Annotated in this window: 13 protein-coding genes; 10 read left to right on the forward strand and 3 right to left on the reverse strand. The window is 56.7% G+C overall.

Features of this window, described 5'->3' with window-relative positions; translation table 11 throughout:
- The first annotated feature begins 2 nt into the window (after nt 1-2).
- Entirely contained in the window at nt 3-1,652 is a 1,650-nt protein-coding gene (locus tag PHD76_03915) for a flavodoxin domain-containing protein (GenBank protein ID MDD5260974.1), read from the forward strand.
- A 27-nt stretch (nt 1,653-1,679) separates the two neighbouring features.
- On the opposite strand, the gene PHD76_03920 is transcribed toward PHD76_03915, so the two are convergent.
- On the reverse strand, nt 1,680-2,084 hold the full coding sequence (locus PHD76_03920) for a four helix bundle protein (protein ID MDD5260975.1): 405 nt from the start codon (nt 2,082-2,084) through the stop codon (nt 1,680-1,682).
- 43 nt (nt 2,085-2,127) lie between these two features.
- Between PHD76_03920 and PHD76_03925 the strand changes: the two genes are divergently transcribed.
- From PHD76_03925 to PHD76_03935, 3 genes are read left to right on the forward strand one after another with little or no spacing between them, the layout of a single operon-like run.
- A complete protein-coding gene (locus PHD76_03925; GenBank protein ID MDD5260976.1) occupies nt 2,128-3,864 on the forward strand; it encodes a NirA family protein in 1,737 nt (578 codons plus the stop codon).
- Nucleotides 3,861-5,486: a dimethyl sulfoxide reductase anchor subunit gene (locus PHD76_03930; GenBank protein ID MDD5260977.1), complete on the forward strand. Its 1,626-nt coding sequence runs from the start codon at nt 3,861-3,863 to the stop codon at nt 5,484-5,486. The genes PHD76_03925 and PHD76_03930 overlap by 4 nt, the downstream gene beginning before the upstream one ends.
- Nucleotides 5,483-7,717, forward strand: coding sequence for a molybdopterin oxidoreductase family protein (locus PHD76_03935; protein ID MDD5260978.1), 2,235 nt, complete (start codon nt 5,483-5,485; stop codon nt 7,715-7,717). The genes PHD76_03930 and PHD76_03935 overlap by 4 nt, the downstream gene beginning before the upstream one ends.
- On the opposite strand, the gene PHD76_03940 is transcribed toward PHD76_03935, so the two are convergent.
- Together PHD76_03940 and ric are read right to left on the reverse strand one after the other, a co-directional pair.
- On the reverse strand, nt 7,714-8,085 hold the full coding sequence (locus tag PHD76_03940) for a nitrous oxide-stimulated promoter family protein (GenBank protein MDD5260979.1): 372 nt from the start codon (nt 8,083-8,085) through the stop codon (nt 7,714-7,716). The two genes, PHD76_03935 and PHD76_03940, sit on opposite strands and share 4 nt — an antisense overlap.
- A gap of 100 nt (nt 8,086-8,185) precedes the next feature.
- Nucleotides 8,186-8,920: an iron-sulfur cluster repair di-iron protein gene (ric, locus tag PHD76_03945; protein ID MDD5260980.1), complete on the reverse strand. Its 735-nt coding sequence runs from the start codon at nt 8,918-8,920 to the stop codon at nt 8,186-8,188.
- Nucleotides 8,921-9,021: 101 nt separating this feature from the next.
- On the opposite strand from ric, the gene PHD76_03950 reads away from it, so the two are divergent.
- The 6 genes from PHD76_03950 to PHD76_03975 all read left to right on the forward strand — a co-directional run.
- Nucleotides 9,022-9,471, forward strand: coding sequence for an Rrf2 family transcriptional regulator (locus PHD76_03950; GenBank protein ID MDD5260981.1), 450 nt, complete (start codon nt 9,022-9,024; stop codon nt 9,469-9,471).
- On the forward strand, nt 9,464-10,510 hold the full coding sequence (locus tag PHD76_03955; protein ID MDD5260982.1) for a hypothetical protein: 1,047 nt from the start codon (nt 9,464-9,466) through the stop codon (nt 10,508-10,510). The genes PHD76_03950 and PHD76_03955 overlap by 8 nt, the downstream gene beginning before the upstream one ends.
- A gap of 6 nt (nt 10,511-10,516) precedes the next feature.
- Nucleotides 10,517-12,733 carry a molybdopterin oxidoreductase family protein gene (locus PHD76_03960; protein MDD5260983.1) on the forward strand — a complete coding sequence of 739 codons (2,217 nt, stop codon included), beginning with the start codon at nt 10,517-10,519 and terminating at the stop codon, nt 12,731-12,733.
- A complete protein-coding gene (locus PHD76_03965) occupies nt 12,730-13,305 on the forward strand; it encodes a 4Fe-4S binding protein (GenBank protein MDD5260984.1) in 576 nt (191 codons plus the stop codon). Before PHD76_03960 ends, PHD76_03965 begins: the two co-directional genes overlap by 4 nt.
- Nucleotides 13,302-13,808, forward strand: a complete 507-nt coding sequence (locus tag PHD76_03970; protein MDD5260985.1) for a Rieske (2Fe-2S) protein — start codon at nt 13,302-13,304, stop codon at nt 13,806-13,808. Before PHD76_03965 ends, PHD76_03970 begins: the two co-directional genes overlap by 4 nt.
- A gap of 3 nt (nt 13,809-13,811) precedes the next feature.
- The coding region (locus PHD76_03975) for a hypothetical protein (GenBank protein MDD5260986.1) at nt 13,812-14,214 on the forward strand (403 nt) is incomplete at its 3' end.

The following is a 14,214-nucleotide window of genomic DNA, read 5'->3' on the forward strand; positions in this document are numbered from 1 at the left end:
GCATGGGCGCTATTCCTTTTATTCCTGAAAATGCGCCCTTTACGCCGGAGCAACGGGCCTGGTTAAACGGGTTTCTGGCTGCCTGGCTGGCAGTGCCGGAAACTGGCCCGGTAAGTGCCGGGCCACCCGCTGCTTCCGGCGTATCTCTGCTCGTCCTCTACGGCAGCCAAAGCGGAAATGCCGAAGCGCTGGCAAAAAAAATAGGGAAGCTGGCGCGCGCGCGCCAGTATAACGCGCGCGTTGCTTCCATGGAATCCGCCTCGCCTGCGGACCTCGCCACGGAACAACAGGTGCTGGTTGTCACCAGCACCTGGGGTGAGGGGGAAATGCCTGACAATGCAAAGGCCTTCTGGCACGGCCTGAGCAACGGCTCTTCTCCCAACCTTCAAAATGTGCGCTATGCCGTCCTGGCCCTGGGCGATAAAAACTATGGCGATACGTTTTGCCTCGCGGGCCGCCAATTCGACGAACGCCTTGAAAAACTGGGCGCCTCCCGCATCCATCCCCGCATCGACTGCGATGTCGATTTTGAAAACCCCGCTGAAACGTGGATCAACGAGGTTTTGGCAAAGTTTGAAAATGCCGCAGGCTCACCCGCGATCGAAATCTCCAATGGAATGGCTGAAGTTGAAAATGTAAACGCGGAAACTTCTATTGGCAGGAAAAATTCATTCTCCGCCCCATTGCTGGCCAATCTGAAGCTCAACGCCGAAGGCTCGGCCAAGGATGTCCGCCATATTGAATTCTCCCTCGAAAACTCCGGCCTGTATTATGAAGTGGGCGATGCCCTGGGCGTCTATCCGGTCAATTGCCCCGATTTTGTCTCTGAAATTCTCGACACGGCAGGGCTCAACGGCGAGGAAGAAATTGAGTTGGAAAACATGGGACGTATCTCCCTCCACACGGCATTGCTGGAACATCTGGAACTCCGCCCATTTTTAAGCGCGTTGCCTTCCGCCAAAACCACGGCTGCCGTGCTTGTCGAAAAACTGCGTCCGTTGCAACCGCGCCTCTATTCCATTTCATCCAGTCCCAAAGCTCATCCAGGACAGGTACATTTGACCGTCGGAGCTGTCCGTTTTGAACAGGAAGGCAAATCCCGCAAAGGCGCCTGCTCCACATTTTTGGCAGACCGTCTGCCCGTTGGAAACAGCGCCCGCGTCTTTGTGCAAACCTCACACGGATTTCGCCTGCCAGCGGATGGAAACATTCCCGTCATCATGGTCGGTCCCGGTACCGGCATCGCACCTTTCCGCGCCTTTCTCGAAGAACGGAGCGCCACAGGCGCCACAGGCAAAAACTGGCTGTTCTTCGGCGATCAAAAATCCGCCACCGATTTTCTCTACCGTGAGCAACTCGAAGGCCATGTCAAGAGTGGTTACCTCCACCGACTCGATATTGCGTTCTCGCGCGATCAAGCCGATAAAATTTATGTCCAGGACCGCATGCGTGAGCGCGCCAGGGAACTTTGGGACTGGCTTCAACAAGGCGCCCATTTCTACGTCTGTGGCGACGCCAAACGAATGGCAAAGGATGTGGATTCCATGCTCTGTCAAATCGCCCGCGAACAGGGCGGGCTCAGCGAGGAAAATGCAACGGATTTTATCGCAGTGCTGAAAAAGGAAAAACGCTACCAACGGGATGTTTATTGAGATGAACTCGTTCTCAATCTCCAACTCTCACTCAATCTCCCGCCTTTCGCCGTATTGCAGCGAATCCTCCCGCACACGCGTTGCATTCCACTGGATCAACCCGACCAACATAGCCGCAATATCACAAAGCATCTTTTTCCCGGACTCCACTCGTTCCATGTGCGCCAAGCGTTTTGCCACCAAAACATCCAGACAGGCGGAACATTCCGTGGCGGAACCTGCTGCAATCTGTAAAAACCGCCCCCTGTCTCGCGATGACCACTTCCCATTTCCTTCTGCAATATTCAAAACCACACTGGTTGAAGCTCTGTCCAATTGGTCTTTAACAGCAGCCTTGCCTTCAACCTCTGTCATCAAATCCGCGACCCAGGCAATAAAGTCAAGCGCCTTCCGGTATACTTCCAATTTTTCATGGTCCATGGGCCTGCTCATTAAATTTGAGAGTTAGAGATGGAGTAGGAGTTAGACAAGAAAAATGAAACCCACCCTGCCATCCCTTCAATCTCAGGAGTTTTCTCCCGACCAAAAGCATTATCTCGAAGGATTCTTCGCGGGGATCAAAGCCCGCGGAATGGCATTTGCCGATCTGGCTCCGGCCACGATCACCGAAACTCAGGACGCGGATCTCACCAGGGAAGAACGGATCAAGCGCGAACTGCATCCGTTTGACGCCTATTCCCAGTTGGTGGAAGACGCAACATTCAACAAAGCTCCAGACGCCGAAAGCGTGTTCCGCTACAAATGGAACGGCCTCTTCTGGCTCAACCCGGTCAAGGACGGTTATATGTGCCGCCTTCGCATTCCCGGCGGGCAGTTGAAGGCGCACCAACTCCGCGAAGTGGCCGACATCGCTGATGACCTCACAACAGGGTATATCCAAATTACCACGCGCAGCAATTTCCAGATCCGCATGATTGAGCCCAAAAATTGTCCGGAAGTTCTCCGCCGCATCCAGTCCTGCGGCCTTCACACCCGAGGGGCCGGCGCCGACAATATCCGCAACATCACCGCGACTCCCACAGCCGGTCTCGACCCGTATGAGCTCATCGATGTCTCACCGCATGTTCATGACCTTGCTCAGACAATCATTTCCACCCGTGAGTTTTACGATTTGCCCCGCAAATTTAATGTCGCGATTGACGGAGGTGGCCTCATCAGCTCGGTCGAAGACACCAACGACATCGGCGCCACAGCCGTCCGCATCGGAGCCAACGATCTGGGCCTCAAGCCCGGTGTTTGGTTTCGCATCGCGTTGGGTGGCGTCACCGGCCATCAAACCTTTGCGCGCGACTGGGGTGTTGTGGTTGAACCCCGGCAACTGCTCAAGGTCATGCTGGCCCTGATGCGCGTCTTTATCCGCGATGGCGACCGCACGAATCGGAAAAAAGCCCGCCTCAAGTATCTTGTCGAAAAGCGCGGCCTCAACGGCCTGCTCGACGATTGCGAGCAACTGTTGGGATCCAAACTGTCCCGACTGCCCGTGGACGCGGCCTGCCAGACAAAAGCGGACCGTCCGCCCCACCCGCATCCGCATGTCGGCGTTTATCCGCAGAAACAGGAGGGCCTGTATTACATCGGAGCTTCCGTTCCTGTCGGCCAACTCACTTCCAAACAAGTGCGCCAGATTGCCGAAATCGCAGAAAGCTACGGCTCCGGCGATGTGCGTCTCACGGTCTGGCAAAATTTTCTCCTGCCGAACATCCCCCAAGCCTATGTTGATACCGTTTGCAAACGCCTCAGGAAACTCGGCTTCGACACCGTGCAATCCCATCTTCGCAGCGGGTTCGTCGCCTGTACCGGCAACCGATTTTGCAAATATTCCGCCACTGACACCAAAGCGCACGCCATTGAGTTGATGGATTATCTCGATAAAAAAATCAAGCTGGACCAGCCGGTCAACATTCACTTTACAGGTTGTCCGCATTCCTGCGCGCAACATTACATGGGCGATATTGGATTGCTGGGCGCCAAGGTCAAAAACAGAAGCGGCGAAACCGTGGAGGGTTACCATGTCTGCCTCGGAGGAGGGTTTGGCGCCAATCAAAAAATCGGACGCCAGATTTTTACCGGCATTCCTTTTGACGAACTCAAGGACCTGATCGAAAAAATCCTGCGCGTCTGGCTTTCCCAACGGCTGGAGGCCGAATCCTTCCAGGCCTTCTGCAATCGGCATGACATCGGCAAGCTCCAGGAACTTTTTACCAACACATGATGACAACCCAACTTCAATCGCCTCCGGCCGCCGGATTTTCTCCGGCGCTTGAACCCGGACTTGCCTCGGCTGACACCCGGACACTGATCGACCAATTATTGGAGGAACAGGCGCAATTGGGTACGGCAGTGGGGCGCTTCAGTTCCTGGCATGATACGGGGCATCATTTTCATGAACGCCGCAAAGCCTATCAAGATCTGATTCCTCTCAGCCGTCCCAGCCCCGACGAGCAATATGCGTTTGAGGTGGATCTGGATGTTTGTTCCGGTTGCAAAGCCTGCGTTGCCGCCTGCCACAGCCTCAACGGCCTTGACGAACATGAAACCTGGCGAAGCGTCGGCCAACTGCACCAGGCAGGCCCCGACCATGCCTTCCAACAAACCGTCACGACAGCCTGCCATCATTGCGCCGATCCCGCCTGCGCCAATGGTTGCCCCGTTCTGGCCTACGAAAAGGACGAGGAAACCGGCATAGTCCGGCATCTCGACGACCAGTGCATCGGCTGCCAATATTGCATTCTCAAGTGCCCGTACGATGTACCCAAATTCAACGAGCGCCTCGGCATTGTCCGCAAATGCGATATGTGCCACGACCGGCTTTCCGCCGGGGAAGCGCCCGCCTGCGTGCAATCCTGCCCGAATCAAGCCATCCGCATCGTCAAGGTTGAACACCGCCATATTATAGAGGCTTCCAGTTCACCTCTGGTCCCAGGGGCCTTTGGTTCCTCGTACACCCTTCCTTCCACCCGCTATGTGTCCCGCCGCGAAGGATCTTCCCAGCTCCAACCCGCCGATCATCTTTCCCTGCGTGTGGAGCCGACGCACCTGCCGCTTGTTGCGATGCTCGTGCTCACGCAGTCCGCGGTGGGACTGTTTGCCGCCAACGCACTGGGTTTGTTGACGGGAGCATCCCCCAATATATTCCTGTCTGACATTGGCTGTGTGCTCGCTTTCCTTGGTCTTGGCGCCAGTGGACTTCACCTGGGCCGCCCGCTGCAGGCATGGCGGGCATTTCTCGGCTGGCGCAAATCCTGGCTCAGTCGCGAGGTCATAGCATTCGGACTTTGGGCGCCATGGACCGCGCTGGCCGGTTTGCTGCCCTGGGTGCATGCTATGCCGTTCCATACGCTCCCCGGACTTGGCATGATTGAAAAAATCGTCGTAACATTTTCCGCATCACTGGGAATTCTGGCGGTTTGCTGTTCCGCCATGGTCTATGTCGATACCCACCGTTCTTTCTGGTCGTGGCAAATGTCCTTCGGAAAATTTTTTGGCACAGCCGCGATTCTCGGCTGCTTCAGCGCCGCCGCAGCCACTCATGATCCTCTTTGGACAACAGCAGCCCTGCTTGTCCTGGGCGCGAAGCTCGTCGCGGAAGCTTGTTATTTCCAACATCTAAAGAACAAGGACGCCGCAGATCCGGACGCGAAAAGCGCGCGGGTGATGTGGCGACTGCTCAAACCCTGGACCCTTGCCCGCTTCGCGACGGCTCTCGTTGGAGGCCTTCTGCTATTTTCCGAGCCCATCAGTTCCGTGGTCCTTGTCCTTGCGGGTGAACTGCTGGAGCGTCTGCTCTTTTTCAGGGCGGTCACTGCGCCGCGCATGCCGGGAGTCGCAGCATGATTGCACAGATCAAATCACTACTGCCGCAAATTCGCGCATGGCACGGCCCCCTGACCTCCCAACTCGTTCAGGAGCCCGGGCGTTTCGGTTTGGGTCGGCTTCCGAAACGTCTGCTGCCAGATTCCACCACCCGCTCCATTTGCGGTTTCTGCTCCACAGGTTGCAGTCTAACTCTTCATTTGCGCGGGAATGAAGCCGTCAATCTCACGCCGGATTTCCAATACCCTGTGAACCTGGGTATGGCCTGCCCCAAAGGCTGGGAGGCTCTTGCACCATTGAAGGCGCCGGACCGCGCGACCCAACCGCTGCGCCGACGGGCCAATGGTTCCTTTGAACCCATCTCCTGGGGAACAGCTTTGGAGGAATTTGTCCGGCGCATGCGCGAGGTCCAAAAAAATCATGGCGCCGCATCAACGGCTTTCCTCAGCACCGGGCAGATCCCGTGCGAGGAAATGGCCCTGCTCGGCGCCCTGGCCAAATTCGGCATGGGCATGGTGCATGGCGATGGCAACACGCGCCAGTGCATGGCCACCGCCGCCACCGCCTATAAGGAGTCCATTGGTTTTGACGCGCCACCGTTCACGTACAAGGATTTTGAGCTTTCGGACACGATCGTTCTCATCGGCTCCAATCTTTGCATCGCCCATCCGATCCTCTGGCAGCGCATTTTGCAAAACAAGCGCTCGCCCGCCATTGTTGTCATTGATCCGCGCAAAACCGAAACCGCCTCCGCCGCCACGCATCATCTCCCCATCGCACCCAAATCCGATCTGGCGTTTTTTTATGGAGTGGCCCGTGAACTGATCTGCCGGAACTGGATTAGCTCCGTATTTGTGGAGAAGCACACCCGGGGCTTTTCGGAATTTTCAACATTCGCGGCCGCATTCACGCGGGAACGGGTGCTCCGGGAAACAGGATTGAGCAACGATCAATTTGAGGAATTTATCAATCTACTGGCTCCAGATCGCGCCGTATCGTTTTGGTGGACAATGGGCGTCAACCAGGGCCATGAGGCCACGCGCACGGCCCAGGCCATCATCAACCTGGCCCTCATGACCGGAAACATCGGCAAGGTCGGCACCGGCGCCAATTCAATCACCGGCCAGTGCAATGCCATGGGTTCGCGCCTGTTCAGCAATACGACCAACCTGTTCGGCGGGCGCGATTTCAAAAATCCAACAGACCGCGCCGATGTCGCCCGTATCCTGGAGATTCCTGAAAACCGGATTCCAACGGAATCCAGTTGGGCGTATGACCAGATCATTGACGGCATTGAAACCGGCCACATCAAAGCCCTTTGGATCATTGCCACAAACCCCGCGCATTCCTGGATGAACCAAAACCGCTTCAAGCAACTGCGCGAAAAGCTCGAATTCCTTGTCGTACAAGACATGTATCACAGCACCGAGACTGCGCTCGCGGCCGCCCTGGTTTTGCCCGCCGCCGGCTGGGGCGAAAAGGAAGGAACCTTCATCAATTCCGAACGTCGATTCGGAGTTTTGAGAAAGGCCTCGCGTGCGCCTGGAGAGGCCCTGAGTGATTTTTCCATCTTTCGACTCATCGCCAACGCCTGGGGCTGCGGTGCCTTGTTTGAAAAATGGAGCACTCCCGAGCAGGTATTTCAGTTCATAAAAAAATTGTCCGCAGGACAGCCCTGCGACATCAGCGGCATCAAGGACTACGCCATGCTCGACGAAGCCGGAGGCATCCAATGGCCCTGCGCCGAAGGCGCGGCGTCATCTCAAATTTCAAATTTGAAATTTCAAATCGAACAGGAGCGCCGTCTTTTCTCGGATGGGCGCTTTTTCCATCCCGACGGCAAAGCCCGTTTTATTTTTGAGGCGCCGACACCGGTTCCTGAGCCCGTCAATGCGGAATATCCTCTGACCCTGCTCACCGGCCGCGGTTCATCCTCCCAATGGCATACCTTGACCCGCACCGCCAAGTCCGGTGTGTTGCGAAAACTTTCTCCTCAAAGCTGTTATGTGGAGATTCATCCCAGCGACGCAGCCGCCTGCGGGATTTGCGGCCAGGAAACCCTTACCATCGAATCCCGGCGCGGCCGCATCACAGCAAGGGCGTGGATCACCACAACCGTCCCGCCAGGCAGCGTTTTTGTACCGATGCATTATCCCGAAATCAACCGGCTGACCTTGTCCGCAGTCGATCCCTATTCCCGCCAGCCCGCTTACAAGGCCTGCGCAGTGCGGGTGTCCCCGTCTCTGATTTAGACTGCAATTTCAGGCGCCTTGCGAAATCCATCCAGCCAGTGCAGGAGGCTGAGAATGGGATGCCGCCAGAGCAATTGCGGTCCGGCATAACGCATTACAGTTTTGATCTGCTCGCGGTAATTCCGCTGGTAACAATGGACAGGACACTTCGCGCAGGTCGGCTTTGCTTCGCCAAACCGGCAGCGCTGCAATCGCAAGCCTGCATAGTCAAGAAGCTGCCTGCATTCCATACAGAGCTCAACCGGGGAACCGTGCCGCTCATGGCAATAGCAGCGAACCATCAACCCGATGGTTTTCCATTCCCGTGAGCGGCGTTTCCCTGTGAATTTAACGCCCTGGGTTTCCTGGATTTTGTTTTCAACAAGCACTTTCAGAAACCTCCATTTTTGATGGCGACATCGTTGGCCAGTTGGGCGGCGCTGGAACAGCCCGAACAGGAATAAACCAATGGCAGCGCAGTTTTTATGTTCAGTTTCCTTCTTTTTCCGCCATTGAGCGCGCGGCTGGAAAGAGCACGCTGTTTTCCAAATGGATATGGCGGTGCAAGTCCACCTCCAGATCCTGGAGTCCGGCAAAGAGAGCCCGGTAGGTATTGCAAGCCTCTGCTGGAGGCTGGTATCCAGCGGTCAGTTCATGCAAACGGGTTAGCGCCTGTCCTGCGTCATCGTGCTCATGAATCATGCACGAGATCGGCCCGTCCAGCCGGATGGGGCCTGTTTCACCACGGCTCATGCCCGCAATGGCCGGAAAAAGAATTTGTTCTTCCTTCAGGATGTGGCTGTTGAGTTCCTCCTCCATGCCGCAAAAAACCTCAAAGACCTCAACCAGCGAAGGCGCATGGGGCCCATGTACCTGGGCAACCCGTTCAGACATCGCATGCAGTCTGGGCAGTTCGCGGCGCAGATAGCCATGATGGGTTTCGACAATGTAATCCGCCAGCTCATGCAGAGGAAGCCTGGCCGGATTTTGCTCGGGCGCGGCCTTTTCCTCCAGTTCATTTTCAAGTTGTTCGACCACCGCGCCGGTTGCGATGCCTTTGCAAGCGCAGGCTTCGCGAAGGGTTCGTGCGCCCTGGCAGCAGAAGTCGATGCCCAGGGCCTGGAATATCCTGGAGCGCCCGGGGCGTTCCGCGACGAGTTCCCCGACGCTGCGGTCGGACATGGGTGTTCCTGCGGGTGACAAGGCTGGGGTGGAATGGCTCATAGTGAAGGCAGCGTAAGGCCGGGCGCCGATAAATCAAGAATAAAAGAATAAATACTCTTTTTTCTTGTATTCTCTCAACGCCCGCCCCAGGATGGGCGGCCATGTTTGTTTACGGAAAAACATCGGCCAATGCGATTGCGGTGATGAGCTATCTCGCAGCCGATCCGCAGCGGCGGGCGGGCTCGGCTGAGATCGCCAGGGAACGCGGAATATCAAAGGCGCTGACCGCAAAACTGCTCACGCAACTCGCGTCGGCTGGACTGGTCACAGGCCAGCCGGGTCCAAACGGCGGTTACACGCTGGCAAAGCCATCGGCCAAAATTTGCCTGCTGGATATCGCCTCGCTCTTTGAGCAAACCGCGCCGCCTTCTCTTTGCCCCTTCGGACACAATTGGTGTGGGAAGGGAGATCCCTGTCCGCTCCATGATGAAATCACGGGCATGATCGAATCAAATACCCGGTTCATGGAGGAAACACGGCTTTCGGTTTTTTCCGGGAAAACAAAGACCCGGGGCGGAAAATCCATCCGCAAGGTTCCGAGTCATGTTTAGTACGTTTAATTTCAAGGCCGCGTTTGTTGCCGGTGCAGTCACGCTGCTCCTGGTGGCAGCCATTATTATAGGTTCCCGGAATCTCGCCAACTTTGATCCCGCGCTGGCCGCTTATTTGTTCGGCTGCATTTTCGCCTGTTTTGGCATGGTGTATCGCTACTGCGTCTGGCTTCAACGCCCGCCCACCTGGCGGTATTTTACACGCGGCTGGCAACTGCTCTTTTCCGGCCGCCTGATTCCGTATGGCTGGGAATTGGCAAAACAATTCCTGGTCCAGTTCCTCGGCCAGAAATTTATCCGGAACCGGGGCAAGGCGCGCGGTTACGGGCACATGCTGATGGCTTGGGGCTGCATTCTGGCTTTCGCCGTCACTTTCCCGCTTGTTTTTGGCTGGATTCATTTTGGTCTCAAACCGGGAGGCATTGACACCTACGAAATTTACACGTTTGGATTCAAGACCGCGGAATTTCCGCTGCATACATGGATTGCCGAGGCGATCTTCAACGCGCTGAACTGGTCCGCCATCCTGGTCATCGCAGGCGTCATGCTTCTCATCCGCCGCCGCCTCACGCATGCGGGCCAGATTGCGATTCAAACATTCGAGGGCGATTGGCTGCCACTCCTGCTGCTGCTGGCGATTTCGTTGACCGGGCTGGGCATCAGCCTGGATTACAAATTCATGGAGGGAAAGGCGCACCAATTCATGGCCATCACTCATGCCATCACGGTGATCCTGTTCCTGATCTGGATGCCGTTCGGTAAATTTTACCACATTATCCAGCGGCCTGCGCAGTTGGGAATCGCCATCTATCGCAAGGCCGGCGCCGAAGGGGCGCAAGCTGTTTGCCCGCATACGAAACAGGCTTTCCTCCCGCAAATGCAGGTGGACGACTTGAAGGACGTGACCTCGCAACTTGGCTTTGATTACACCCGCAAGGACGGCTCGTCGCATCTGGATTTCAGCCCGCAAGGCAAACGCGCCCTGCTGGCCAAAGCGCACCTGAGGGCCCGGCAGGAGTCCGGATCCTATTTCGGATAAAACATCATGGCAACAGTACCTGTTCCAGTCGAAGAAGTAATCTCCCGGTTCGGACCATCGCTGAATTTCCCTCCAGCTGAAGGCTACCCCGGACGCGATGAGCCGGATGAAGTGGTAAAAACACATTGCTGCTTCTGCGGAATGCAGTGCGGAATCAAGCTCCTGGTCAAAGACAACAAGATCGTTGGGTTTGAACCGTGGGAGGAGTTCCCATTCAATGAGGGCCGGCTCTGCCCCAAGGGCGTCCAGCGCTATCTTCAAAACAATCATACTGACCGCCTCCTGGAGCCGCTCGAACGGGTCGAAGGCAAAGGCTTCCGTCCAGTCGCCTGGGATGCCGCCCTCGACCGGGTCGTCTCCGAAATCCATCGCATCCAGGCCCGATATGGCCCTGATGCCTTCGCCATGCTTTCGGGTGTTTCACTTACAAATGAAAAGAGCTATCTTGCGGGCAAGTTTGCGCGCGTTGCGCTCAAAACCCGCAACCTCGATTACAACGGGCGCCTCTGCATGGTGAGCGCGGGCGCGGGGAATAAAAAGGCGTTCGGACTCGACCGCGCCTCCAACAATTTCGAGGATCTGGCCCATGCCGAAGTGGTGATGGTTTGCGGTTCCAACGTCAGCGAGACATTTCCAACGCTGACGCACTGGATTTGGCAGGCAAGAGACAATGGCGCCAAACTCATCGTGGTCGATCCGCGCCTGACTCCCATCGCCCGCACCGCAGACCTCCATCTTCCGATCCGGCCGGGCCGCGACTCCGCCCTCTACGGTGCGATCCTGCACCAACTCATCAAGCATGACTGGCTGGATCACGATTTCATTGCCAACCACACCACCGATTTTGAGAAGGCCAAAGAGGCGGTTGTTGGCTACGACCTTGAATGGGCGGAGCATACCACGGGTATTCCAAAGGAAAAAATTCTGAAGGCTGCCCAATGGTGGGGTCCGGCAAAGACAAGCTTCCTTCTGCACGCCCGCGGCATCGAGCACCACAGCAAGGGCGTCGAGAATGTTCTGGCCTGCATCAATCTGGTGCTCGCCACCGGACGCATTGGCAAACCTTACTGCGGCTATGCCACCATCACGGGCCAGGGCAACGGACAGGGCGGACGTGAGCACGGCCACAAATGCGACCAGCTTCCGGGCAACCGCGACATTGAAAATCCCGAGCACCGCAAGTACATCAGCAGTGTGTGGGGCATTGAGGAAAAAGACCTGCCCGGCAAGGGCCTTACCGCCTACGAAATCATCGAGGCCATCAATCGTGGCGAAATCAAGGGGTTGCTATCCATCTGTTTCAATCCTCTCGTCTCGCTCCCCAATAACAGCATCGTCCGCGAGGCGCTGGAAAAACTGGAGTTTTACACGGTCATTGATTTCTTCCTAAGCGAAACCGCGCGCCATGCCGACATCGTACTGCCCGGTTCCCTGCACGAGGAAGAGGACGGCACAGTCACAACCGCGGAAGGCCGCGTGGTGCGCATCCGCAAAGCCGTCAATCCGCCTGGCAACGCCCGGACCGACACGAGCATTCTGCTCGAAATCGCCCGCCGTCTCGGCGCCGAAAAATATTTTCGATTTGGCTCTTCCGAGGAAATTTTCAATGAACTGCGTGTGGCTTCCAAAGGCGGCACTGCGGATTACAACGGCATCACCTACAAAAAAATCGAGGACAATATGGGCGTCTTTTGGCCATGCCCCACCGAAGATCATCCCGGTACGCCGCGTTTATGGGAGGACCGGAAGTTCAAGACCGCGGACGGCAAGGCCCACTTCCATGGAGTTCCTTACCGTGAACCCTCCGAAGTCACCGACGCCGAATTCCCGGTGATCCTTACTACGGGCCGCGTTGTTTCGCAATATCTCAGCGGCTCCCAGACCCGCCGCATTGGGAAGCTGGTACAGCAATACCCCGAACCGTTGCTGGAGATTCATCCGAAACTCGCCGCGCGTTTGGGTATTCAGGAACGCGAACTGGTGCGTATCGTGACACGGCGCGGCGCGGCGGAATTCCCGGCCCAGCTTGTCGAAACGATCCGTGAAGACACAGTTTTCGTCCCGTATCATTGGCCCGGAAAAAAATCCATCAATCAACTGACATCGGGCCATTTGGATCCCATTTCAAAAATTCCGGAATTCAAGGTCTGCGCCTGCCGGCTCGAACCTCTTCAGCGCCAGGCCCCGCCTCCCGGCGAAACCAAAGCCCACGCGAGCGCATGAACACCACAACCTTTCGCACCGACCAGGAATTTTTCCTTGACCCGCAGCGCTGCATTGGCTGCCACGCCTGCGAGATGGCCTGCGCCGAATGTGAAACGAACGGCCAGCTTCCGATGATCCACGTCGATTATGTGGACCGCTTTTTCACCACGCAAACCTCGGTGCAGATCTGCATGCATTGCGAGGACCCCGTGTGCGCCAAGGCCTGCCCGGCCGACGCCATAACCAAGGATGAGTTCGGCATCGTGCATACCGCGAACACGGCGCGTTGCATTGCCTGTTCCAATTGTGTGAACGCCTGCCCCTTCGGTGTGCCAAAGAAGATTGAGCCGATGGATCTCATGATGAAATGCAACATGTGCTACGACCGCACCAGCGCGGGCAAGAAACCCATGTGCGCCACGGTTTGCCCCAGCGGCGCGCTCTTTTACGGTACACGGGAGGAGATGGGCAAGCGGCGCCCGAACAGCACGCCTGTCAACCAGTTCCGTTTCGGGAAACAAAGCGTGAAAACCAAGGTCAATATCATGATGCCCAAAGGCGCCACGGAACTCGTGGTGGATGAATTATGAATCCAGCTCCATTCCCTGACAAACCTGATTACGAAGTCGATTTTCCAATCGAACGCGTAGAAGCCGAACACGTCTCGCGCCGCGAATTCGCGAAGTTTTTATGTTTGGTTTCCGGCGGCATGGCGGTTGGCAGTGGCTGGGTCGCCGTCAAAGATAAAATCTTCCCCCGTCGCCAACTGGAGGGGGAACTCTTCGTCTGCAACACATCGGAAGTCCCGCTTGGCGGCACCCGCGGATTTACGGCGCCGGGATCGAAGACTCCTTATATCCTGATCCACCTCAACGATGGAACCTGGCGCGCGTACGAGCAGAAATGCACGCATCTGTCCTGCGCGGTTTATTACCAGCCCAAGGCCGACAAGATCGAGTGTCCCTGCCACAATGGCTGGTTCGACGCCCGCACAGGCGCTGTCCTGCAAGGCCCGCCGCCGCGTCCGCTTCCGCATTTGGAAGTTATTTTGAAAGACGAAAACATCTACGTCAGGGAACCCCATGCGGCGTGAATTATGAGCACCTTTCGTGAAGCTCAACGGCAGGCGCACCCTTCCAAGACTAATACGCTGTTGCTCGGTGTGATTTGCGTGTTGATCCTCATCCTCACCCTGCAAATCTGGCTCCTGACCGCAGCCTTGAACCAGTCCCTTGAAGGCGGCAATATGTTGAAATGGCTGGCCTTTTGGGCGTCACTTGCGCTTTTCCTGAGCGGCGCCGCCCTGTTGCAATATCTTCCCACCCCGCTGCGGGTTCCATTGCGGGCGCCGGTTCAAGAGGCGTTCCCGCAGGCCGCGTTGGCCTGGCGTACGCTGGGAATCAGCGCCGTGAGCCTGGCCCTGGCGTTTTCCGTCTGGTTCATGTGGTCGGCTATTCCTATACGCCTGAACGAGGCTGGCTTCAGGCTGTCGCGCCAGC

This window comes from Candidatus Methylacidiphilales bacterium, from assembly GCA_028713655.1.
Taxonomy (GTDB): domain Bacteria; phylum Verrucomicrobiota; class Verrucomicrobiia; order Methylacidiphilales; family JAAUTS01; genus JAQTNW01.